This is a genomic window from Virgibacillus sp. DJP39 (assembly GCF_049310925.1).
GTDB lineage: Bacteria > Bacillota > Bacilli > Bacillales > Amphibacillaceae > Virgibacillus_F.
The window spans coordinates 97448-120335 of the sequence record NZ_JBMERP010000001.1; the positions used below are offsets into that span (position 1 = coordinate 97448).

At 36.0% G+C, this 22888-nt stretch carries 25 protein-coding genes and 1 other annotated feature; of the genes, 24 read left to right on the forward strand and 1 reads right to left on the reverse strand.

Features of this window, described 5'->3' with window-relative positions; genetic code table 11:
- Positions 1-4: 4 nt before the first annotated feature.
- On the reverse strand, positions 5-898 hold the full coding sequence (locus ACOI1D_RS00460; protein ID WP_422498305.1) for an ATP-grasp domain-containing protein: 894 nt from the start codon (positions 896-898) through the stop codon (positions 5-7).
- Between the two features lie 131 nt (positions 899-1029).
- Between ACOI1D_RS00460 and ACOI1D_RS00465 the strand changes: the two genes are divergently transcribed.
- From ACOI1D_RS00465 to queA, 24 genes are all read left to right on the forward strand, one after another.
- Positions 1030-2304 carry a bifunctional folylpolyglutamate synthase/dihydrofolate synthase gene (locus ACOI1D_RS00465; RefSeq protein ID WP_422498306.1) on the forward strand — a complete coding sequence of 425 codons (1275 nt, stop codon included), beginning with the start codon at positions 1030-1032 and terminating at the stop codon, positions 2302-2304.
- A gap of 287 nt (positions 2305-2591) precedes the next feature.
- Entirely contained in the window at positions 2592-4118 is a 1527-nt protein-coding gene (locus ACOI1D_RS00470) for a sensor domain-containing diguanylate cyclase (protein ID WP_422498307.1), read from the forward strand.
- 245 nt (positions 4119-4363) lie between these two features.
- Positions 4364-5293: a hypothetical protein gene (locus ACOI1D_RS00475; protein WP_422498308.1), complete on the forward strand. Its 930-nt coding sequence runs from the start codon at positions 4364-4366 to the stop codon at positions 5291-5293.
- Positions 5294-5487: 194 nt separating this feature from the next.
- Complete coding sequence (radC, locus tag ACOI1D_RS00480; RefSeq protein ID WP_422498309.1) at positions 5488-6177, forward strand: RadC family protein; 690 nt, start codon at positions 5488-5490, stop codon at positions 6175-6177.
- A gap of 244 nt (positions 6178-6421) precedes the next feature.
- Positions 6422-7462: a rod shape-determining protein gene (locus ACOI1D_RS00485; protein WP_422498310.1), complete on the forward strand. Its 1041-nt coding sequence runs from the start codon at positions 6422-6424 to the stop codon at positions 7460-7462.
- Positions 7463-7478: 16 nt separating this feature from the next.
- On the forward strand, positions 7479-8360 hold the full coding sequence (mreC, locus tag ACOI1D_RS00490) for a rod shape-determining protein MreC (protein ID WP_422498311.1): 882 nt from the start codon (positions 7479-7481) through the stop codon (positions 8358-8360).
- Positions 8360-8893, forward strand: coding sequence for a rod shape-determining protein MreD (mreD, locus tag ACOI1D_RS00495; protein WP_422498312.1), 534 nt, complete (start codon positions 8360-8362; stop codon positions 8891-8893). The genes mreC and mreD overlap by 1 nt, the downstream gene beginning before the upstream one ends.
- Before the next feature lie 67 nt (positions 8894-8960).
- Complete coding sequence (gene minC / locus ACOI1D_RS00500) at positions 8961-9647, forward strand: septum site-determining protein MinC (protein WP_422498313.1); 687 nt, start codon at positions 8961-8963, stop codon at positions 9645-9647.
- Entirely contained in the window at positions 9640-10437 is a 798-nt protein-coding gene (gene minD, locus ACOI1D_RS00505; RefSeq protein WP_422498314.1) for a septum site-determining protein MinD, read from the forward strand. Before minC ends, minD begins: the two co-directional genes overlap by 8 nt.
- Positions 10438-11357: 920 nt before the next feature.
- On the forward strand, positions 11358-12131 hold the full coding sequence (locus ACOI1D_RS00510) for a peptidoglycan DD-metalloendopeptidase family protein (protein ID WP_422498315.1): 774 nt from the start codon (positions 11358-11360) through the stop codon (positions 12129-12131).
- Positions 12118-12978 (forward strand): M50 family metallopeptidase, encoded by an 861-nt coding sequence (locus tag ACOI1D_RS00515; protein ID WP_422498316.1) that lies wholly within the window; start codon positions 12118-12120, stop codon positions 12976-12978. Before ACOI1D_RS00510 ends, ACOI1D_RS00515 begins: the two co-directional genes overlap by 14 nt.
- Before the next feature lie 73 nt (positions 12979-13051).
- Positions 13052-13126 (forward strand) — a sequence feature (ribosomal protein L21 leader region).
- A gap of 15 nt (positions 13127-13141) precedes the next feature.
- Positions 13142-13450: a 50S ribosomal protein L21 gene (gene rplU, locus ACOI1D_RS00520; protein WP_422498317.1), complete on the forward strand. Its 309-nt coding sequence runs from the start codon at positions 13142-13144 to the stop codon at positions 13448-13450.
- 12 nt (positions 13451-13462) lie between these two features.
- Complete coding sequence (locus ACOI1D_RS00525; protein WP_422498431.1) at positions 13463-13792, forward strand: ribosomal-processing cysteine protease Prp; 330 nt, start codon at positions 13463-13465, stop codon at positions 13790-13792.
- Positions 13793-13806: 14 nt separating this feature from the next.
- The gene (rpmA, locus tag ACOI1D_RS00530; protein ID WP_422498318.1) at positions 13807-14097 is read left to right on the forward strand and encodes a 50S ribosomal protein L27; all 291 of its coding nucleotides are present in this window, start codon (positions 13807-13809) and stop codon (positions 14095-14097) included.
- Between the two features lie 574 nt (positions 14098-14671).
- Positions 14672-15208 carry a Spo0B domain-containing protein gene (locus ACOI1D_RS00535; protein ID WP_422498319.1) on the forward strand — a complete coding sequence of 179 codons (537 nt, stop codon included), beginning with the start codon at positions 14672-14674 and terminating at the stop codon, positions 15206-15208.
- Positions 15208-16488, forward strand: a complete 1281-nt coding sequence (obgE, locus tag ACOI1D_RS00540; RefSeq protein WP_422498320.1) for a GTPase ObgE — start codon at positions 15208-15210, stop codon at positions 16486-16488. The genes ACOI1D_RS00535 and obgE overlap by 1 nt, the downstream gene beginning before the upstream one ends.
- A gap of 154 nt (positions 16489-16642) precedes the next feature.
- Positions 16643-17539, forward strand: a complete 897-nt coding sequence (gene safA / locus ACOI1D_RS00545) for a SafA/ExsA family spore coat assembly protein (RefSeq protein WP_422498321.1) — start codon at positions 16643-16645, stop codon at positions 17537-17539.
- A gap of 132 nt (positions 17540-17671) precedes the next feature.
- A complete protein-coding gene (nadE, locus tag ACOI1D_RS00550) occupies positions 17672-18415 on the forward strand; it encodes an NAD(+) synthase (RefSeq protein ID WP_422498322.1) in 744 nt (247 codons plus the stop codon).
- Between the two features lie 117 nt (positions 18416-18532).
- Positions 18533-19039 carry a YhcN/YlaJ family sporulation lipoprotein gene (locus ACOI1D_RS00555; RefSeq protein WP_422498323.1) on the forward strand — a complete coding sequence of 169 codons (507 nt, stop codon included), beginning with the start codon at positions 18533-18535 and terminating at the stop codon, positions 19037-19039.
- Positions 19040-19149: 110 nt separating this feature from the next.
- Complete coding sequence (locus ACOI1D_RS00560) at positions 19150-19878, forward strand: YebC/PmpR family DNA-binding transcriptional regulator (RefSeq protein WP_422498324.1); 729 nt, start codon at positions 19150-19152, stop codon at positions 19876-19878.
- A 124-nt stretch (positions 19879-20002) separates the two neighbouring features.
- The gene (ruvA, locus tag ACOI1D_RS00565) at positions 20003-20611 is read left to right on the forward strand and encodes a Holliday junction branch migration protein RuvA (protein ID WP_422498325.1); all 609 of its coding nucleotides are present in this window, start codon (positions 20003-20005) and stop codon (positions 20609-20611) included.
- A 15-nt stretch (positions 20612-20626) separates the two neighbouring features.
- Positions 20627-21631 (forward strand): Holliday junction branch migration DNA helicase RuvB, encoded by a 1005-nt coding sequence (gene ruvB / locus ACOI1D_RS00570; RefSeq protein WP_422498326.1) that lies wholly within the window; start codon positions 20627-20629, stop codon positions 21629-21631.
- On the forward strand, positions 21628-21825 hold the full coding sequence (locus tag ACOI1D_RS00575; protein WP_422498327.1) for a DUF2905 domain-containing protein: 198 nt from the start codon (positions 21628-21630) through the stop codon (positions 21823-21825). Before ruvB ends, ACOI1D_RS00575 begins: the two co-directional genes overlap by 4 nt.
- A gap of 19 nt (positions 21826-21844) precedes the next feature.
- The gene (gene queA, locus ACOI1D_RS00580) at positions 21845-22873 is read left to right on the forward strand and encodes a tRNA preQ1(34) S-adenosylmethionine ribosyltransferase-isomerase QueA (protein ID WP_422498328.1); all 1029 of its coding nucleotides are present in this window, start codon (positions 21845-21847) and stop codon (positions 22871-22873) included.
- Positions 22874-22888: the final 15 nt, after the last annotated feature.

The following is a 22888-nucleotide window of genomic DNA, read 5'->3' on the forward strand; positions in this document are numbered from 1 at the left end:
TTATTTAACTAGTTTGTTTTCCAATGATATAATCAACAATATCGTCTGCAACGTTAACGCCTGTGCATTCATACATATTACGAATATGCGCGTTAGAATTAATTTCACAAATAATTGGTTGATTATCTGCTCCGAACAGCAAGTCCACCCCTGCAAAATCGGCATTGATTGCTTTAGTAGCTGCCACTGCAATGTCAACCTCAGTTGTTGATGGTTGATAGGCTTGCATAGTGCCTCCAGCTGTTATATTAGCACGAAAATCATCAGATGCTGTCCTAACCATACCAGCAACTACTTGATCGCCAACAACATGCAAACGAATATCTTTTCCATAACTTGACCCAATAAATTCTTGGAAAATAAACGGTTTATCCTGTATAGATAAAACCGTTTGCTCTAAATCATCCCTGGAATGGACTAAGTAAACCTGCTCACCAAAAGAACCAAATGCTTCTTTTAAAATCATTGGCAATCCCAACACTTTGATAGCAGATTCGCAGACAGAATGATCAATTTCACTATCATTTATAAACATCTTTGGTGCTATTATGGTGTTTGGTATCGGCAAATTTTTAGATGCTAGTGCCTGGTAGGTCAAAATTTTATCATCACTCACACGAATAGAATCAGCGCTATTATAAACCTTTATCCCAATTAATTCTAATTGGTTTGCCAAATAAATATCTTTATCTGCAAAAATAACAAAATCCGGAAGTTGGTTATTAGCTTCAATAATTTCGAGTTTTTGACTAGTTAAGTAAGACAGAAGTTCATTATTTTTCCAAACCTTGGTAAAAACGCCCTTTTTACTTGCTGCTACTTGCAGCCATTCCGTATAATCTAAAAATTTATTGCCTTTTAAATATCCATTGTATACAATCCATCCGGTTATTTTCATTGGGAACACTCCTTTCTCATTCGAATAGTAAAATGATATACTATAGAAAATTAAATGTTTAAAAACTTGAAAGACCTGAGAAGATTCTTTCTTTTTTAACTAATCTATCATTATAAGTAGGTGTGTACATAGTGTTTAACAGTTTTTTGGAAGCAAAAACGTATTTACATGGACGAAAACATTTAGGAATTAAGCCTGGACTAGGTCGAGTGAAAATGTTGCTTCAGGTTCTAGACCATCCTGAAAAAAAAATAAACGGTATCCACGTAGCTGGAACAAATGGAAAGGGTTCAACAATTAATTTCATTAAAAATGCTTTAGTATCCAACAATTATAGGGTCGGTGTATTTGTTTCCCCAAGTGCAGTCGGCTTAAGGGAACATATGTTTATTAATGATACCCCAATAGACCACCATACTTTTGTAGAGTTGTTAAATTTTATGTATCCTGCAATTGTGGATTTGGATGAGCAGGGCGATCATCCTACTGAATTTGAAATAATTACGGTACTCGCCTTATTGTTTTTCGCTGATTCCTGTGATTTTGCATTAATTGAAACAGGAATGGGTGGTAGAGAAGACACAACAAATTGTTTTCATCCACTGCTTTCTATTATAACAAATGTTAGCCTTGATCATGTTAGTTTTCTGGGTAATACAGTAGATAAAATAGCTATACATAAAGCAGGTATTTTAAAATACAAAATACCTGCTATTATTGGTCCAATGTCTGATAAAGCAATGAAAGTAATTCAGGAAATAGCAGAAGCTAACAAAGTAAATCTATCACGATTTGGAAAAGAGTTCAAAATATCTGGTGGAAAAGACAATTATTTCTCTTGGGGAAACCAACTGTATAAGGAATTAGATGTTAGTCTGAAAATGATAGGTAGACACCAGCATACTAATGCTGCTATTGCTATAATGGCAATCGTTAAGCTTATTGAATTAGGGTATTTACTAGATATTGATTCGGCAGTAGGTGGGGTCGAGAATACACGAGTATCAGGCAGATTCGAGTTAATTTATCATAAACCACAAATATTCATTGATGGTGCACATAATGAGTCTGGTGTTCAGGCTTTTGTAGAAACTGTTAATAGTGTAAGTATGCAACAAAAAAAAAAACATGTGATCTTTGCCGCATTTAAAGATAAAGACATAGGGTCTATGTTGAAACTTCTTGAGGAGAATTTTGACAAAGTTATTTTGACTACATTCGATCATCCAAGAGCAGCAAGCATTACAGAATTAAAGAAGTATGCTGATTCTGTTAATTTTGTTATTAGGAAAGATTGGAAACAGGAAATTAATGAGACACTTAACTCATCAAATTTCGAAATAGATTTCTTTGTAACAGGGTCACTTGACTTTATTTTATCTGTTAGAAGTTTTATAGCAAAATAATAACTTATGTGGTATGTTTGTATTGTCAGAAATTTTATAAAAAATAGGCATAAAGTCACAATTAATAATTTTTCTGAAGGGGAGATGTAGTTAACATGGTTTCAAAAAAAAGAATAAATATATTATTAGTTATATGGTCGATACTATGGCCCCTTAGTCTTATAGCTACATATAATTACAATTTTTTAAATGTACAGGGACAACTTACTGATATAGTGTTATTCAGTGTTTTTATGTGTGTTGTTGCATTTTTCCCTTTAATGATTAGCCATTCACCAGTCTTTTTTGTGAATGGAATAAGTATAGCGGTATTCCTATCCTTTGGACTGTTTGTTGAAATAATATTAACACAACTAGCAATTTTACTCGTTTTAGCAAGAATTGGTGTTGGAAAAAAAGAGTATTATCGCTATCCATTGAATTTAACCATGTTTTCAGCGGTGTCCCTAATTGGTGCTTTTACTTTTTGGTTGCTGGGCGGGGATCATCAATCAATTGATTTTACTAGTTTTCAAGACATTGTAGCTATATTTGGCTATGCGATAACAGTATTTGTAGTCAATCAGTTGTTTATAAAGATGAACCATCGTGTTTTTTATAAAAGAAATGTTAAGTTATTTGACAAAGGATTCTTATGGGAAATACAATCCTCATTAATTGTGCTACCAGTTGGTTTCGTTTTATTTGTTTTATATACGGAAATAGGAAGAATTGCGATCTTTTATATGGGGATACCATTTGTCATGATTGCAATTATACTTAAACTTCTTTACTCCTATCAGGAAATTAATCGTTATTTAGAAGAAACAGGTGAAATTGGTCACCAGTTAACAAAAAAGATGGTAGTAAACGAGGTTTATGACGTTTTTATTAGTAAGATTGCTAATCTAGTAACAATGGATTGTGCTTATATTTACATGGTTGTCGATGAACACCTTGAATTAGTAAGATTTACTGATGCCAAAAATGAAATTCAGCCAACACATAGTAGATTGTCTAAGAATGAAGCATTTAGTGGGATGGTATGGGAAGAAAATAAACCCATATTGTATAATAATTCCAAGGAGTGGTCATTTTTAAAAGCCAATAAAATACCGAAAGATATGGAAAGTGTAATATCACTTCCGATAGAAACAAATAACAGTACAATTGGTATTGTAACGTTAGTTTCGAAAGAGAAAAATGCTTTCGGTAAGGTACATCTTCGAATTCTCGATATCCTAACTAATTATTTTGGTGTTGCAATAGAAAATGCAAAAAATTATGAGATAACAAAGCTGAATAGTGAAAAAGATGGTCTTACTAAATTGTATAATTATCGTTATTTTAACAATGCTGTTGAAGAGTACGGATCCAACATTACTAAAAGCAGTATATACTCCTTAATATTGTTGGATTTAGATCACTTTAAACAAGTAAATGACAAATATGGACATGAAGCAGGGAATGAGATTTTACGCTTGTTTGCAGATACATTAACAGAGTTCATTGGTGAAAAAGGATTGGTTGCAAGGTATGGTGGAGAAGAATTTGTAATATCTCTACCACATATAAATCTAACAGAAGCCTGTAAACTGGCAGAGTCGTTAAGAGCCTTGATTGCAGAGACGCCATTTCCCGTGATGAAGCACATTTTTCCACATAATGATGTGGAGTATGTTTCTGTCACTGCTAGTATTGGCGTTTCTGCTTACCCAGATCACTGTGAAACACTAAATGAGCTAATTCGACATGCTGATCGCGCAATGTATCTTGGAGCAAAACAACGTGGTAGAAACAAAGTAGCAGTCTATCAGGAACTACAACCAAATTAAATTACCTTTTTAATACACAAGAAACTAACTTGTGTATTTTTTCTTGGAAACTAAGGCCTTCACCATTAAAGTATGGCGATAAACCAAGTTTCTAAAAAAATTAAAACCTTTTTCTAATAGATAGAAAAGCTTTTCAATACTGCAGTTTTTGTTGAACTGTTTTTAATAGACTATGACAAAACTCCTCTTACTTTTCAGTCTGGCTATGATAGAGTATAGAAAACTTATGAAAGTGGGGGGACAAAGTGAATGATCGCAAAACTATAATCGTATGGATGGACGGGAAGAAAACAAAACTTACTAAAAAGAAAAACGTCCAACATTCCCATATTAATTCTGAGATTGCAGCCGCTAAGGAGACTAATGAAGATGATCAAATCCCTACTTATGTTCGAGAAAACTCATTTGAAACGGAAGAATTTTTTAAAACTAGTACTAGTAAAAGGAAGGGATCCAAAACATATAAACATATATTTACAGCAATTATTTCAGCTATTGTGTTAGGAACAGCTCTCGGAATCTTTATGCTGAATATGTTCACAAATATAGATATAAATTCAGGCCCAGTGGCTGGTAAGATGAATTCATCAACAGATTCTACTAATAATGATGCAGGAAATACGGGTAATGGCACTGTTGTCTCAAAATCGTCTACTTATTCACTCGAAGGATTCAAAGCATTTGTGCTTCAAGCCGGTCTTTTTAATGAAAATTCAAGTGTCACTGCAGTGCAGGATCAATTTAAGCAACCAGGAATTCCAACTATGGTTTGGAAAAAAGGCGAGAAATTTTATCTTTTTGCCACTGTAACTAATACAAAGGATCAGGCAAATGCTATAAAATCCTCATACAAAAACTTAAACCTTGAAACGTATGCTAAAGAATGGTCGGTTAAAAAAGCAGAACTTAAAATTACGGAAGCAGAATACAAATGGCTTCAGGATTTTCACACTTTGTGGAATAAAACACTAGAAAATGTATCAAATAATAAAAAATTCTCCTCGACTGATTGGAATAGCTGGGTTAAAGCCTATCCGGCACAGGGTGAAAAAACACGTGAATTTTACGAAGCTATTAAAAAACTTGATCCGAAAATTGGAGAAATTAGTCAAAATACCGCCCCGGTTACATTATTAAAGTTACTGAGAAATTACGAAAATTTGATAGTAAACTAAAAATAATCGTTCCAAATCTTTTCGTCAAGCTATGTCTTTTCCTTTTTGTCAGAAAAACTTATGCTCAAATCACATTTTTGTTTAAGAAGAAAATGCTATTATTGCCCAAATAACCATTCATTAATTGAATCTTACTTGTTTGCATGAAACTGGATATTCTCGCTATGATATTTTTACTCAAAGGGGGAAAAGTTATGACAATGCCGACAATAATGATTAAGGATGTGCCTAAAGAAGATCGCCCAAGGGAACGCTTGTTGAAGCTTGGGTCTGGTCATTTATCTAACCAGGAGTTATTGGCGATATTACTTGGGACCGGGACCAAGGAAGAATCTGTAATGACATTATCTCAACGAATACTAATGCATTTTGAAGGATTAAAACTATTGAAGGATGCGACGATTGAAGAGTTAACTGCTATAAGAGGTATAGGTGAAGCTAAAGGAGTTTTAATTCTTTCCGCAATTGAAATTGGTAAAAGGATGAATCAATACAAGCCTAATGACCGATACGTAATTCGATCCCCAGAAGATGGAGCAGATTATGTTATGGAGGAGATGCGAAATTTAAATCAAGAACACTTTGTTGTATTATTTTTAAACACAAAAAACCAAATTATTCATAATCAAACCATTTTTATCGGAAGTCTAAATGCATCAATTGTTCATCCAAGAGAAGTTTATCGTGAAGCTGTTAAACGTTCCGCTGCATCTATAATCTGTGCACACAATCACCCATCTGGTGACCCCACCCCTTCCCAAGAAGATATTCATGTAACCCGTCGTTTAGTTGAATCAGGAAAAATGATTGGTATCGAATTGCTTGATCATTTAATTATTGGTGATAGGAAATTTGTATCACTTAAAGAAAAAGGATACTTATAACACTATCTATTTTTACGTTTTTTTCGTATAATTATTATTAGGAAACAATTCAGCGCCATTTTTCAATTGCTATTGAAATTGGCGCTTATTATGATTACGAATAAACATGTGGAAATTTGCTTACTATTTTACCGATCAAAATGCACGTTATATTATGTTGTTCACGTTGCATAAACCACTTTTAATCGATATAGTAAACCTACATATTACAAACGAATAGTGAGAATTGGAAAGGGAGATCTCTTTGGGTATATTTGATTTTTCGCAAGATTTAGGAATAGATTTAGGAACTGCTAATAGCCTTGTCTTTGTAAAAGGAAAAGGTGTGGTTGTTCGTGAGCCATCAGTCGTTGCTAAAAACATTGAAACAGGGCAGGTACAGGCAGTTGGAAGTTCAGCACGGAATATGATCGGTAGAACACCTGGTAATATTTCTGTTATCCGTCCAATGAAAGACGGGGTTATTGCAGATTACGAGACAACCGCTATAATGATGAAATATTATATAAAGAAAGCTATGCGTAACCGTTCTATTTTCGCAAAAAAACCTAATGTAATGATATGTGTCCCATCTGGTATAACAATGGTTGAAGAACGTGCTGTTATTGATGCAACAAAACAAGCGGGCGCTAGGGATGCATTTCCAATTGCAGAACCTTTTGCAGCGGCAATTGGAGCAGGACTTCCAGTTTGGGAACCAACTGGCAGTATGATTGTTGATATTGGTGGTGGAACTACAGAGGTTGCTGTTATATCTTTAGGCGGGATTGTTACGAGTCAATCAATTCGTGTTGCAGGAGACAAAATGGATGAAGCTATAATTTCTTATATTAAGAAAAATTACAACCTTATGATTGGTGAAAGAACAGCAGAGTCGATAAAAATGGATATAGGCAGCGCTAGTGAAGTTGCTGATAACGTTGAAATGGAAATACGTGGGCGGGATTTGTTAACTGGTTTACCAAAAACCATTACAATTACTGCAAATGAAATTGCCTCTTCGTTAAAAGATATAGTAGACGCGATCATTGAGTCAGTTAAGAATACATTAGAAAAAACACCTCCAGAACTGGCAGCAGATATTATGGATCGTGGGATTGTTCTCTCAGGTGGGGGTTCTCTTTTGAAGAATTTAGATACTGTTTTAAGTGATGAGACAAAAATGCCTGTATTTGTAACAGATGATCCACTAGATAGTGTTGCAATCGGCACAGGTAAATCTTTAGAATACATTCAGCATTTTCGATCCCATCCGAATGTATCTTCTCGTCCAACTGTCGATTAAGAAGTAGGTGTAATTAATGCTGTTTTTCAGAAAAAAACGATTGTTTATTATTTTAATTGGAATTATTGTTCTGGTAGTGTTAATCGGATTCTCCCTAAAGGGCAGAGACGAATTAACTACTCCAGAGCAATTTATAAAGGACACAGTTGGATGGGCTCAAAGTGTTGTTCACACTCCAGTTAATTTTGTAACAAATATTTTCACTAATATTGATGATTTGAAGGATACGTACAAAGAAAACGAATTACTCAAAGAGAAGCTAGCACAGTACAGAAGCTTGATTTATGAAGTTCAGGAAATTAAAGAAGACAATGAAAAACTAAGAGAAACACTGGATAAAACTGAAAGTATTCGCGATTTCAATCCAATACAGGCAACCGTTATATCCCGAACCCCCGAGCGTTGGGTTGAACAGGTAACGATAAATAAAGGGAAACTAGATGGAGTTAGTGCCAATATGGCTGTAATTACAAGCGCCGGTATGGTTGGTAAAATACAAACTCCGTCAAAAACCTCCTCAACTGTCAAATTGTTGACTGGATTTGATCAATTCAACCGTATTTCTGCAACTATATCTCGAGAAAAAGGAAATGATATTTTCGGATTAATTGAAGAATACAACGAAGAAACTAATTCATTACTGTTTAAGATAATTGAAGAATCTGAGTCAGATTTAAATAAAGGTGAGCTGGTGGTATCTTCAGGTATGGGCGGGGTATTCCCGGCAGGATTAGTAATAGGAACAGTTAAAGAAGTTGTTCCGGATCAGTATGGATTAACGAGAACTGCATTGGTTAAACCCGCAGCAAATATGTATGAAATTAATAACTTGATTGTGGTCGATCGCACAATTGCCGAGAAGGATAAGACAGAAGAGGTACAGGAGGATAAACAATAATGAAACGTTTATACCTCCCACTTATTCTGTTTGTCTTTGTTATACTAGAAGGTGTAGCTATAGAATTGTTACCCTCTGACCTTGTTATGAATAATTTACTTATTATCCCACATTGGGTGTTTGTCTTTTTGTTATACATGGCAATATTTTATGATAGTGACCATACATATTTTTCTGTACTGTATGGCGCGATTTTTGGTATGTTAATTGATATAGTCTACACAGGAGTTTTAGGTGTTTATATGTTTGCATATGCATTTACAATTTATCTTTTGCATGGTATTAGTAAATTTGTACATGGAAATATACATGTAACTATTTTATTGGGTATAATTGGTATTATGTTTGCTGATTTTATAATTTATTTAATATTTTCAGTAGTTGGATTAACAGATATGGTTCTAGCGAATTACCTGCTTTACCGAATGGTACCAACAATACTAGCAAATTTATTGCTGTTAATAGTTTTATATCCTATTATTAAAAATCGTTTAATCAAATGGCAGGATGACCAAATATCTAAAACTAATTAACCACAATTTACAAGTCTATTATTATTATTTGCTCAAAAATGCTTTGAGATTATTGAGGTGAAATTACATGCAAGAAAAAAAACAATTAATTACTATAAAGGGTACAAGAGACGGGCTTACCCTGTTTATAGAAGACTCTTGCTCTTACGATGAAGCATACTATGACTTGAGTGAAAAATTATCAATAAATAGACCACAAAAAGATGAACCTGTTGTCCCAGTAAGTGTTAAACTTGGGAACCGCTACTTGGAACAGACTGAATTGAATCAGTTAACAGAATTAATCAGTAATGGAAACCACTTCACCGTAGAATCGATTGAGTCCAATGTGGTGTCTCGCCAGGATGCGTTATCATGGATGGAAGATAGTGAAATAAAAACATTAAACCGTATAGTTAGATCTGGACAAGTAGTAGAAGTAAGGGGTGATTTACTACTGATTGGTGATGTAAACCCTGGTGGTAGGGTCGTATCTACTGGGAACATTTATGTGATGGGCAGTTTACAAGGGATTGCCCACGCTGGTTTTAATGGGAATCGTGGTGCAATAATCGTGGCTTCTTATATGAAACCCAGCCAGCTCCGAATTGCAGACTATATTAGTCGAGCACCAGATTATGAATCTGAGGGTGTATACATGGAATGTGGCCGAATCGATGAAAAGCAAGATAAAATTGTTATTGATAGACTACAAGTTCTTTCACATAAACAGATTGATTTGAGTGGGTTCGAGAGGAGAATAAATAATGGGTGAAGCAATTGTTATCACATCAGGTAAAGGCGGAGTTGGTAAAACAACTACAACTGCAAATGTAGGAACAGCTTTAGCACTAATGGAGAAAAAGGTATGCTTAATTGATACTGACATTGGGTTACGGAATCTTGATGTAGTTATGGGGTTAGAAAATCGAATTATTTACGATATCGTAGACGTCATACAAGAAAGATGTAAGCTGAAACAGGCGTTGATTAAGGATAAGCGTTTTGATGACTTGGTTTTATTACCAGCAGCTCAAACAAGTGATAAATCGGCTGTAACCACTGACGGAATGAAAAAAATTATAGCTGAACTGAAACAGGATTATGATTATATCATAATTGATTGTCCAGCTGGCATAGAGCAAGGTTTTCAAAACGCGGTTGCAGGAGCTGATAAAGCAATAGTTGTAACTACTCCAGAAAAAGCAAGTGTACGGGACGCTGACAGGATTATCGGGCTATTGGAGAAAGAAGATATTGAACCACCTAGTCTAGTAATCAATAGGATTCGTACACATATGATGAAAAATGGGGATATGCTTGATGTAGATGATGTTATTCAAATACTTTCTATAGACCTGATTGGTATAGTTGTTGATGATGATTCAGTTATAAAAGCATCCAATTTAGGTGAGCCAGTAGCTCTACTCCCTAATACGAGTGCCTCCATATCATATCGGAATATAGCAAGAAGAATTCTCGGTGAAACAGTACCGTTGCAATCTCTAGAGAATGATAAAGGGATGTTTAAGAAGTTAAAAGGCTTTTTTGGAATGAACTCCTAAAATACAAAGATACAAAGAACATTAATCGTTCTAAGTATCTTTTTTTAGGTTCTATTCGTAAGTTGTGTTGCTGTTTAACTTTATAGTTGATGCAAACTGCGACATAGTGAAAACTTTTCCGACGCCGTTCCGGCAGAATACTTCGCTTTCACCACTCCGGGTACAAGTGCGACAACTGCTCAAGCTGACGCTTTCACAGTGTCTTCTATGACGCCTGGCACGTCCTCAGCCTCCTAAGAAGCAAAGAAAGCTTCTTCCGGGGTCTTCGGACGCGTGCTGTTCTAAGCAGGAGTCTACGTATTTCTGCCTTCACTAAGATAGAAACATGTAATGAACCCTATGTTTCATGGGACTCCTTGTTCCTTGAAGAGAAAAGCTATTTAAGCTGCGGAAAAATGCATGTCTCCAGTGGGAAAGGAACGAGGCCGCTGAAAAAGTTAAATGTAGTACAAAATGTGTCGATTTGCCGTCGCATCTTCGAATATACTTCGCGCACCTTAGGGAGAGTGCCGAGCCTCCTCGGACTACCGTCCTGCGGGGTCTCGTCGATCTCTTACTTCCCGCAGGAGTCTACGTATATTCAAGATGCTAATTTGAAGAGAAAAGTTAAATTTTTAAAATCTACCGTTTTTTCAGTGGCCTGGAAAGGAACAGTCTGAAGACCCCGCAGTGAGCGGTTTTTGCTCCGAGGAGGCTGAAGCGTTCCCCACGGAAAGCGAGTGTTTTCAGCAGCGCTGGGTCAGCACCAATTTAGTAAAGGGTGGTAGAAAATCAACCTAACAGTTTCGTCACAGTTTATAGGTTTTATGTCAAAAACAACAATCTTTTAGAGAATAGCTTTTCTTTAAAGAAGTAGTTTATCATATCTTGTCCATTTGTTTCATATAATTGAATGAAAGTATGACAAAGGACGTGAGAATGTGGATCCAAAACTTAATAAAGTTCGTAAATCAATTTCATCCAGAAAAAAAGCACGTGGTGTAACTAATTCTGATTCAATTCAAAATCAATTTTCTCAATTTCAAGTTCAGGAAGAGGAAAAACACGGTTATTTCCCAATTTTCACTGATGCCTCATCATTACAAAAAAGAAAAAGCAAAATGGTTTCCAGTTTTGTTTTTAAAGGGATTTTATCGAGTATTTTGTTTCTTGGAACTGCGCTTTTGTTACAGTCAACCAATGATGCTTTAGAGAATCCCAAAGTTGTGGCGAAGAGTCTGCTGACAAATGAGTTCCCATTTGCAAAAGTAAATCAGTGGTATCAGCAATCTTTTGGCACGCCAGTAGCATTAACTCCCAGCGATAATAAAGTAATGACAAGTGAATTCAACCCTATGTTTGCTTTACCGGTATCTGGGAGCATAGCAGAGTCGTTTCAAACTAATGGTGAAGGAGTGTTAATTTCACCCAGTGAATCCTCTAGTATTTCTGCTATACGCCAAGGTGTCATTATTTTTGCAGGGAATGACCCAGAAACGAGTAAAACGGTCGTCGTCCAGCATCCAGATGGCAGTACTTCAACGTATGGTCATTTGAGCGCTATCAATGTTCATCTGTACCAGGCAGTGAACAGTAATCAGGTGATTGGCAATTTTGTTCCATCAGACAGCAGTTCAAGTGTTTACTTTGCCGTTAAAAAAAATGATCAGTTTGTTGACCCTTTGCAGGTAATTGAAGTCGATGACCAATCGTAAATTGTTTCCTATTATACATTTACATCCACTATTAATCACTTTTCTTTTAATTGGATTTATTACGGGAACGTTCATGGAAATCGTTGTCATGCTAGCTATAGTGTTTTTTCATGAAATTGGACATTATGTAATGGCAACTTCTTTCAAGTGGAGAATCAAGAGTATAACATTATGGGTTTTCGGAGGCGTGATGGAAACCGATGAATTCGGTAATAAACCTTTGTATGAAGAAGCATTGGTAAGCATAGCCGGACCAATGCAACATGCATTCATTTACCTTTTTATCGTGATACTAATGCCAATGAATTTCTTTCCAAACTCGATTATGGAATTAATTATCTATTATAATAATGTTATCTTACTTTTTAATTTGTTGCCTATCTGGCCATTAGACGGTGGAAAGCTTTTATTTACATTGTTGTCAGCCTACTTACCATACAAAAAAGCTCATACGAACATAATTCTGATTTCAGTGTCTATTAGTGTTTGCATCTTGTTTTTATTACTGTTTGTTTTACCATTTACTTTGAGCTCCTTATTTATTTTTCTGTTTATTCTTTTAGAGAATCGGACCGAATGGAAACAAAGGTATTATGTTTTTTTACGCTTTTTGTCAAAGCGTTTTTATAGTGAGCATCAAGTGAAAAAAGTATCTCCGATTAGGGTCGCGGATTATTATTCCTTATTTGATGTATTTTCACTTTTTGCGAGAGAGAGGAATCATATTATTTATATTTCTTATCCTGAGGGACGTAAAAAAAGGATCACTGAAAGAGACTGCCTCAAAAGTTATTTCCAGTATAAACAGTACAATATTACAATTGACGAAGTCAGTAGAATGAAGTAAACTTTTAGAATGGTTGCTTGACATACTCTATTAAAACATGATAATATCAATACGTTAAACATCGTAGTAGCACCAAATGCTACAACCGCACAGAATAGGTTTTAAAACTTCTTGTAAGTTACCTACTATGGCGAGTCTGAGTCAGTTAGGGAGGTGCAGTAATATGTACGCAATTATTGAAACAGGTGGTAAACAAATCAAAGTTACAGAAGGTCAGGAAATTATTGTTGAAAAGGTTGTAGGAGATACAAATGAATCTATTACCTTTGACAAAGTGCTTTTTGTTGGTGGAGATGATGTTAAAGTTGGAACTCCATATGTAAGTGGAGCAACGGTAACTGCTAAAGTTGATAAACATGGCCGTCAAAAGAAGGTCACTGTTATTAAATTTAAAGCAAAGAAAAACTATCGCCGTAAGCAAGGTCATCGTCAGCCATATACTAAATTGGTTATTGATAAAATTAATTTATAAAGGTAAATGCATATGATCCAAGTAACTGTTTATCGTAAAGATAACCAAATACATGCCTTTCAAATCAAAGGTCATGCTGATAGCGGTCCATACGGATATGATTTAGTATGTGCTGGAGTATCAGCAGTGACATTTGGGGCAGTAAATGCAGTAATGAAGTTGTGTGATACAGACTTGGAAATTGAACAAGCAGGTGAAGGTGGGTATCTTCATGTATCTATCCCAAGTCATTTAAACAACGTTGAATTGGAGAAGATACAACTATTGTTCGAAAGTATGGTTATTTCACTTGAAACCATTGAACTGGAATACAGTCAATTTGTAACAATACAGAATAAATAAGGAGGTGCAGCAATATGTTACGTCTAGATTTACAATTTTTCTCTCAGAAAAAAGGTGCAGGTAGTACAAAGAACGGTCGTGATTCCCATTCTAAACGTCTTGGTTCTAAACGCGCTGATGGACAGTTTGTAACTGGTGGATCTATTTTGTATCGTCAACGCGGTACTAAAATTTATCCTGGTGAAAACGTAGGACGCGGTGGAGATGATACACTTTTTGCTAAGGCTGATGGTATCGTAAAATTTGAACGCTATGGTCGCGATCGCAAAAAAGTAAGTGTTTATCCAAGTGCACAAGAAGCTTAAATTTAAAAAAACTCCAATCAATTTTCTGATTGGAGTTTTTTTAATAAGGCTCTTTTCATAAGTTTTGTTGCTTTTAAGCTTCGCAGTTGATTAAAACTGCGATGTAGTGAAAAGTTTTTCAACGCCCTGCAATCGCTGCGGAAAAATCACTACGCGCACCTTAGGGCTTGCATGAGCCTCCTCGGTCTTCCGAAAAGCGGAGGCGCTAGGAGCCACAGCTAGACATCGTAAAAACCGCACTCTGCGGGGTTTCAACGCTTCGCTTTCCCGCAGGAGTCTTCGTGTTTTCCCTCCGCTAACACGATGTTTCAACAGTACTGTGTGGCTCACTTACTATTACGATAGTTGATTTACGCTACGGAGCGTTGACTCCCGCGGAAAGTAACGGTCCGCAGCGGAAATAAACATAGCAGTTACGTAGCAGTTTATAGATTCTATGTCAATAACAGCAATGTTATAGAAAACAGCCTTTTATAATAATGGATGTTGGTAATAACTAAAAACAAATAAGAAATGGATGCTTACCCTTTTAGTTTTTATCTGCTATACTTTTCATATCAATGGAGGGATATTAGTGGAAGAAAAGAAAGTAATGGATATACTACGCTATTATCGACACGATCTCATGAATGATCTGCAAGTCGTTCATGCATACACAAGTATGGGGAAACTGGACAAAGTTGAGGAAAAGCTAGCCACATATATGGCGCACTATGAAGAGGAACGAAGACTTATGAATTTGAATGCACCAAATTTTGCGTTATGGTTAATTCCATTTAATTCTATACATCCAAATTTTCGTTTTACATACGCTATTCGTGATGAAATAGATATTTCTGAAATAGATGAGGAACTTACTGCATATTCACAACAGTGTGTTTCACACATGCAGAAGTTTTCAAAGGACAGTGAACTGTACGAAGGAAAATTTTTATTCCAATATCATCCAAAAGTTAAACAACTAAAAGTTCAACTTACTTTAGCTGGATCATTTAATGAAATAGTGAATGATGATTTTCCAATTGAAAGTAAAAATATTACACATAACAGAAGTGAAAATCTATTCACTTACACGATAACTATCCCTAGGATAAGAAAAGGTGAAGAATAATGTTTGTAGATCAAGTCAGTGTTTTTGTAAAAGCAGGCGATGGAGGCAACGGTCTTGTGGCCTATCGTAGAGAAAAATATGTACCAATGGGTGGTCCAGCAGGTGGCGATGGTGGAAATGGTGGTGACGTTATTTTTCAAGTTGATGAAGGGTTAAATACCTTAATGGATTTCAGGTATAATCGTCATTTTAAAGCTAAACGTGGGGAAAACGGTATGAGCAAAACACAACACGGAAAAAATGCAGAACCTTTAATTGTTCCTGTTCCGCCGGGTACAACTGTAATAGATGAAGAAACAAGCGCCGTTATAGCAGATTTAACTACCCACAAGCAAAGTGCTGTCATAGCTGTTGGAGGAAGAGGTGGACGTGGAAACACAAGGTTTGCTACCCCAAGGAACCCTGCTCCTGATATGGCTGAAAACGGAGAGCCAGGGAAAGAACGTACAATTAAAGTTGAATTGAAATTGATAGCCGATGTTGGTTTAGTTGGGTTTCCTAGTGTAGGTAAATCTACTTTGTTATCTGTTGTTAGCGCTGCAAAACCTAAAATTGCTGACTACCACTTCACAACACTTTCACCAAATTTGGGGGTCGTTGAAACAAGTGATCAACGTGGATTTGTGATGGCAGATTTACCTGGTTTAATTGAAGGTGCAAGTGAAGGTGTTGGTTTAGGGCATCAGTTTTTAAGGCATGTGGAACGGACAAGATTAATTGTACACGTAATCGATATGGCCAGCACAGAAGGTAGGGACCCATACGAAGATTTTTTGAAGATTAATCAAGAGTTAAAAGAATATGATTTAAAACTCACGAAACGCCCACAAATTATTGCTGCTAATAAGATGGATATGCCAAATGCTGAAGAAAATCTAAAAATATTTAAAGAGAAAATAAATGATGATTACCCAATTTTTTCTATTTCCGCTGTTACAAAAAATGGACTCAGAGATATTTTGTTTGCAATTGCAGATAGATTAGATCAGATTCCAAAAGTAACTACAACCGTTGAGGATAAAGATGAGAAAGTGGTTTATAGGTATCAAAAAGAAGAGATACCATTTACGATCTCAAGGGACCCAGATGGTGCCTACGTATTATCTGGTATAAAGATAGAAAAGCTCTTTAAAATGACAGATTTTAACAAAGATGAAGCAGTGCAACGTTTTGCACGCCAGATGCGCGGTATGGGTGTAGATGAAGAGCTCCGTAAACGTGGAGCTAAAAATGGTGACACCATCCGATTAACGGATTATGAGTTTGAATTTATCGAGTAAAAATTTAATAAATAGAAACATAAAATACTACGTCATTTTATTTATTTGATGTAGTATTTTTTTATTCTAGTTCAACTTTCTCTAGGTTCCTGCATATGTTGTTAATGAATGGTTAGCCCAGTTTTAACAAGATAAGGAAGGAGATTGAATTAGATTGAGAATACACATTGTGAAGAAGGGGGATACATTGTGGGAAATTGCAAATAAGTATGATGTCAACTTTAATCAGTTGAAGGAACTTAACTCACAATTATCCAGCCCTGATATGATTATGCCCGGGATGAAAATTAAAGTACCTAGTAATGCAAAACCAGTTAAAAAAGAAAGTTTAGCATTAAATGAAAAAGAGATGGTCAAAACACCTTACAAGGATATCTCCCCAAAGCCGATGCCAGTAATAAAGGAAGACGAAAAAGAAACACCAATCATGAATCAAAAGCAACCGATGTATCAAATGCCAATCATGGATCAAGACATGTATCAGTATACAACTATTAATTTATCCCAAATGCCACCGCAAAAGAAGGAAGCGCCGTTTAAAGAAAAGCCATACCAAATGCAACAACCAATGAACCAACCAATGCATCAGCCAATGCAACAACCAATGAACCAACCAATGCATCAGCCAATGCATCAGCCAATGCCAATGGGAGTACCAATGTGTTGTTATCCAATGCAACCGATGTACCACCATTCACCAATGTCTATGCCGGCAAAAAAACCAATTTCATATAAAAGCCCACCCAAACCATGTGGGTGTTCTGGAGCTAAACCTCCTTACCCAAATAGCACAATGAACATGAATATGCATCAAAAACCACATTATAATGCTGCAATGGATAAGTATAATCAAAATTCACCACATTATAACGATGTCATGAATATGTATGATGATGTTCCTGATATACCAATGCCGAAGAAGCCACAAAGTCATCATGATGGCAAATCATATCCCAAAATGGGTATGAATAACGGGTATGGAGATCCATATCCAACTCCACCCGGTTTCCAACCATTTAGAGACGATGAAGAAGAACAAAACAATAAGTAAACCAATGTAGAGAGACGGGTAGCAATTTTCGTCTCTCTTTTTGATTGGTCCAGTTTAATTAAATTTTTTCCTAATACAAGAAATAATGTTAAGATAATAGATAAAAGTAAGTTACATAAAGGAGTTAACGGTATGGAGGAAACAATCGAAAAAATTGTTCAATGGTTAAGGGATCAGGTAGAAGAAGCAAATGTCAAGGGGCTCTTGGTTGGTGTAAGTGGAGGCTTAGATTCTGCTGTTGTTGCAAATCTGATTAAACGTGCTGTTCCTGACCATTCGTTAGGTGTAATTATGCCTCTCAACAGTAACCCTGATAGTGAAAAACATGCAGAAATGGTAATCAAAAAATGTAATATTGATAAAATAACGATTGATTTAACAGAAACACATAATGTTATGTATAGCCAAATTCAGAATAAGTTAAAACAAAAAGGTGAATGGGAAGAAGATAAGGACCAATTATCTAACGCGAATTTACGAGCACGCCTACGTATGAGCACAGCATATTCGTTAGCAACCAATTACAATTATTTGGTAGTAGGAACAGATAATGCTTCCGAATGGTATACAGGTTATTTCACCAAGCATGGTGATGGCGGAGTAGATATATTACCAATTATTCAATTTACAAAGAAGGAAGTTCGCGAAATGGCTAAGATTCTGGGAGTTCCAGATGAGGTTATTAAAAAGCAGCCAAGCGCAGATCTCTGGGAAGGTCAAACAGATGAAACTGAAATGGGAACATCCTATGAAAAAATTGACGCATTTCTTAAAGGAGAAGAAATTCCTGAACGCGATAGAGAAATTATTGAAAAAATGCATAGAAGAACCGAGCATAAACGCAGAGACGCCAAGCAGTTCAAATTAAAAAAATAAGTACGTGGATTTAAAAGACATATTTATATTCAACTTTTCCAACTTTGAAAATTACTATAATTAACTAGGGTTAAAAACTTCTTTTTTAAACAAGCTAATTTTAAAGGAGGGTTTTTAATGAAACTTAATTATGTATGCTTATTGTTTATTGTTATCGTTATGACAGCTTGTTCGGATGGTGAGAATAGCGCCGCGGACAACAACAATAATGAACCTCAATCTCAGCCATTAAATTATGAAAATGAAACAGAAAAGAACAGGCGTCTTGGTTTACGTGATCAGACAATAGGTGAAAAAGGTGGTTATTCTCAGTCAGATCAAAAGTTAATCAATAGAGGAGACGTTGGAGCAAACAATAAAGATATTTATACGAATGAAAAGTCGCAGGAGATTGTAAAATATTTAATGGATCGTCATGGTATAAAAGTTGCTCAAGTTGCAATTACTGACGAAAAGATAATAGTAGCAGTTATGTTTGATGATAGAACTGGAACAAACGATGCAATTGCTGACGTCATCGAAAAGGAAGTTCGAAAATTTGACGCAAGCAAACAGATAGTTGTATACACAGATCAAAGTAATTGGGAGCAAGTCAAGGATTTAAAGGCAAGGCCAAATCAATAAAACCTTTGTGGTCAAGCAAAGGTTTTTTGCTTTCTATAACTTATTGTTTATATGATTAAGAAAGTTTGATATAGTTTAAGTAAGAAATTTCAGGAGAGGAAAATGTCCAAATGGCTGGTCATTCTAAATGGAAGAATATCCAAAAAAGAAAAAACGCTCAGGACGCTAAAAAGGGAAAGATATTTATGCGTCATGCAAAAGATATATACACCGCTGCAAAACAGGGTGGGGGAGATACTGATACGAATGCTTCATTGCGTTTAGCTGTAGAGAAAGCTAAATCAGACAATATGCCAAGTGACAATGTAGAACGTGCTATTAAAAAAGCAACTGGATCACTCGATGGTGCCAGTTTTGAGGAAATTACATATGAAGGCTATGGACCAGGTGGTGTAGCAGTTATTGTTCATATTTTAACCGATAATAAAAACCGTACAGCAGCTGAAATTCGCCATGCATTTAAGAAAAACAATGGGAATCTTGGAGAAAGTGGCTGTGTAGCTTTCATGTTTGATCGAAAAGGATACATCGTTATCGGAAATGAAGATGGAAAAATAAGCGAAGATGAAATTACGCTCCAAGCGATAGAAGCAGGAGCAGAGGATATTGTAGTTGAGGAAGATGCATACGAGATTTTTACTGCTCCAGAGGATTTTGAAGAAGTTCTCAATCATTTAGTGAATTTTGATTACACTATTTCCGACTCTGAAATCACATTAATTCCACAAAACTACAGTTCATTACCTGAGGAAGACGAAAGAAAAATGTTAAATCTTATTGATGTATTGGAAGATAATGAAGATGTGCAGGATATCCACCACAATTTAGAATTGAGCTAATTAAATCTGGTTATTTAAAAACTTCTATTCTGAACACGAATAGAAGTTTTTAATTTTTTGCTCTTATGAGCTATAATTAAATGTGTTAAACTATAAGATAGGCTGTTATACGAGGAGAAGAATTATGATTGCGTACATAAAGGGGAAAGTTACATATATTCAAGATGATTCTGTCATTGTTGATGTAAATGGGGTTGGGTATGAGATTTTTTGTGCCAATCCTTTTGTTTTTCAAAATTCACTAAATGATGAAGCATTAATATTCACGCACCATCACGTGCGGGAAGACGCACAGGTTTTGTACGGATTTGAAAATCAGGAACAAAAATTACTTTTTACCAAACTGCTACAAGTATCAGGCATAGGTCCAAAAGGAGCGCTTGCAATACTGGGTTCCGTAAACGTAAGTGATTTCGTAGCTGCAGTTGAACGAGAAGATGATAAATTTTTGACTAGTTTTCCAGGTGTAGGTAAAAAAACTGCACGACAGGTGGTTCTTGATTTAAAAGGAAAACTAACGACAATGCTTTCTATCCCGGCAGAAGAAAATGATGCAGACAGTTTATGGGGCAGGGAATCGTTTGAGGGACTCTCCGAAACACAGGAAGCATTACGGACATTAGGGTATTCTGAAAAAGAGATAAAAGCTGTCATACCACAACTACAAAAAGAGAACCTGACAAACACAGATGAAATTATCCGGAAAGCCTTAGCATTATTAATGAAAAACTAACAGGGGGGAATAATGATGGAGGAACGCATGGTTACAGGTGAGATGCAGGAGGATGATTCTGTTGTTGAACTTAGTCTTCGCCCTACAATGCTTAACCAATATATTGGACAGGATAAAGTTAAAGAAAACCTGCATATCTTTATTCAAGCTGCCAAGATGCGCAGAGAGCCGTTAGATCATGTTCTCTTATATGGCCCTCCTGGCCTTGGTAAAACGACGTTAGCGGCTATCATAGCGAATGAAATGGGCGTACAATTCCGGTCTACTTCTGGTCCTGCTATTGAACGGGCTGGAGATCTTGCTGCCATCCTTTCTTCTTTAGAGCCGGGAGACGTCTTATTTATTGACGAAGTTCATCGGTTGCCAAGATCCGTAGAAGAAGTTTTGTATCCGGCAATGGAAGATTTTTTTCTTGATATTGTTATTGGAACTGGTCCAAGTGCGCGATCTGTTAGAATTGATTTGCCACCATTTACGTTGGTTGGAGCAACGACTAGAGCTGGTTTATTATCTGCCCCGTTAAGAGATCGTTTCGGAGTGTTGAGCAGACTTGAATATTATGAAGCAAAAGATCTATGTTCAATTGTTGAACGTACTGCTGATATATTTCAAACTACAATTACTAAGGAATCTGCTGTAGAAGTAGCTGGAAGATCAAGAGGAACACCTCGAATTGCAAATCGGTTATTGAAAAGAATTCGTGATATTTCCCAAGTTAAAGGTGAAACCGAGATAAGTTTGACAACAACACACTTGGCTCTGGAAATGTTACAGGTTGATGAAGTTGGATTGGATCACATTGACCACAAACTCCTTATGAATATTATTGAAGGTTTTCAGGGTGGTCCGGTTGGGCTCGATACGATTGCAGCTACAATTGGAGAGGAATCACAAACTATAGAAGATGTATACGAGCCATATTTATTACAAATTGGGTTTATTCAGCGAACACCACGGGGTAGGGTTGTTACACAGAGAGCGTACAATCATTTTGGCATTAAAGGACCTGAAGTAAGATGAGTGTTGGAAAATTATTTATAGTTTTAGGTGTAGCTTTTATTATTATAGGGGTTATTTGGACGTTTATTGGTAAGCTGCCGGGTGACATTAGTTTTAAAAGAGGCAATTTTTCTTTTCATTTTCCAATTATGACCTCCATCGTAGTAAGCATTGTACTATCTATTATTTTATTTTTAATAGGAAAATTGAAATAAGAAAGGGTAAGGCGCCAGCATGGATATAAATGATTTTGATTTTGATTTACCAGAAAGGTTAATCGCACAAACACCGTTAAAGGATCGGACAGATTCTCGATTATTAGTGATGAATCGGGATTCAAAACAAATCGAGCATAAACTTTTCCCGGATATTAAGAACTATCTTAAAGAAGGAGATTGTTTAGTCTTAAATGATACACGTGTATTGCCAGCAAGGTTATACGGTATAAAACAGGATACAAAAGCAAAAGTTGAAGTACTCCTTCTAAATCAACAAGAAAAGGATTGCTGGGAAGTATTAGCAAAGCCTGCTAAAAAAATAAAAGTAGGTACCGAACTTATTTTTGGTGAAGGAAAGCTTAAAGCGACTTGTGTTGCAATCAAAGAACATGGTGGACGTATGCTGGAATTTAGTTATGAGGGTATATTTTACGAAGTTTTAGACGAACTTGGTGAAATGCCACTCCCTCCATATATTAAAGAACAACTGTCTGAGAAAGAACGTTACCAAACTGTATATGCCAAGGAAGAAGGTTCAGCCGCTGCGCCTACAGCCGGGTTGCATTTCACCAATGAATTGCTGGATGAGCTGAGGGCAATGGGGGTTATCATTACATTTATCACGCTTCATGTTGGGCTGGGAACTTTCCGACCAGTTAGTGTAGACAATATTAATGATCACACCATGCATTCCGAGTTTTATCATATGACAGAGGAGACAGCAGAAACACTTAGGCTGGTTAAAGAAAACAAGGGCAGAATTATTTCTGTTGGGACAACCTCTACAAGAACAATTGAAACTATTACACGTGATCATAATGGAAGCTTTGTTGCGTCTAGTGGCTGGACGGATATTTTTATTTATCCACCATATGAGTTTAAAGCAATTGATGGATTAATCACAAACTTCCATTTGCCGAAATCCACATTAGTTATGTTAGTTAGTGCACTCGTTGACCGCGAAAATATACTGCGTGCTTACCAAGAAGCTGTAAAGGAAGAATATCGTTTCTTCAGCTTTGGTGATGCTATGTTAATTCTATAGAAGAGGAACGAATAA

Excerpts from the sequence above, each read along its gene's own strand:
- ACOI1D_RS00460 (WP_422498305.1), bottom strand. The coding sequence starts at position 898 with ATGAAAATAACCGGATGGATTGTATACAATGGATATTTAAAAGGCAAT.
- radC (WP_422498309.1), top strand. The coding sequence starts at position 5,488 with ATGACAATGCCGACAATAATGATTAAGGATGTGCCTAAAGAAGATCGC.
- mreC (WP_422498311.1), top strand. The coding sequence starts at position 7,479 with ATGCTGTTTTTCAGAAAAAAACGATTGTTTATTATTTTAATTGGAATT.
- mreD (WP_422498312.1), top strand. The coding sequence starts at position 8,360 with ATGAAACGTTTATACCTCCCACTTATTCTGTTTGTCTTTGTTATACTA.
- minC (WP_422498313.1), top strand. The coding sequence starts at position 8,961 with ATGCAAGAAAAAAAACAATTAATTACTATAAAGGGTACAAGAGACGGG.
- minD (WP_422498314.1), top strand. The coding sequence starts at position 9,640 with ATGGGTGAAGCAATTGTTATCACATCAGGTAAAGGCGGAGTTGGTAAA.
- ACOI1D_RS00515 (WP_422498316.1), top strand. The coding sequence starts at position 12,118 with ATGACCAATCGTAAATTGTTTCCTATTATACATTTACATCCACTATTA.
- rplU (WP_422498317.1), top strand. The coding sequence starts at position 13,142 with ATGTACGCAATTATTGAAACAGGTGGTAAACAAATCAAAGTTACAGAA.
- ACOI1D_RS00525 (WP_422498431.1), top strand. The coding sequence starts at position 13,463 with ATGATCCAAGTAACTGTTTATCGTAAAGATAACCAAATACATGCCTTT.
- rpmA (WP_422498318.1), top strand. The coding sequence starts at position 13,807 with ATGTTACGTCTAGATTTACAATTTTTCTCTCAGAAAAAAGGTGCAGGT.
- obgE (WP_422498320.1), top strand. The coding sequence starts at position 15,208 with ATGTTTGTAGATCAAGTCAGTGTTTTTGTAAAAGCAGGCGATGGAGGC.
- nadE (WP_422498322.1), top strand. The coding sequence starts at position 17,672 with ATGGAGGAAACAATCGAAAAAATTGTTCAATGGTTAAGGGATCAGGTA.
- ACOI1D_RS00555 (WP_422498323.1), top strand. The coding sequence starts at position 18,533 with ATGAAACTTAATTATGTATGCTTATTGTTTATTGTTATCGTTATGACA.
- ACOI1D_RS00560 (WP_422498324.1), top strand. The coding sequence starts at position 19,150 with ATGGCTGGTCATTCTAAATGGAAGAATATCCAAAAAAGAAAAAACGCT.
- ruvA (WP_422498325.1), top strand. The coding sequence starts at position 20,003 with ATGATTGCGTACATAAAGGGGAAAGTTACATATATTCAAGATGATTCT.
- ruvB (WP_422498326.1), top strand. The coding sequence starts at position 20,627 with ATGGAGGAACGCATGGTTACAGGTGAGATGCAGGAGGATGATTCTGTT.
- ACOI1D_RS00575 (WP_422498327.1), top strand. The coding sequence starts at position 21,628 with ATGAGTGTTGGAAAATTATTTATAGTTTTAGGTGTAGCTTTTATTATT.
- queA (WP_422498328.1), top strand. The coding sequence starts at position 21,845 with ATGGATATAAATGATTTTGATTTTGATTTACCAGAAAGGTTAATCGCA.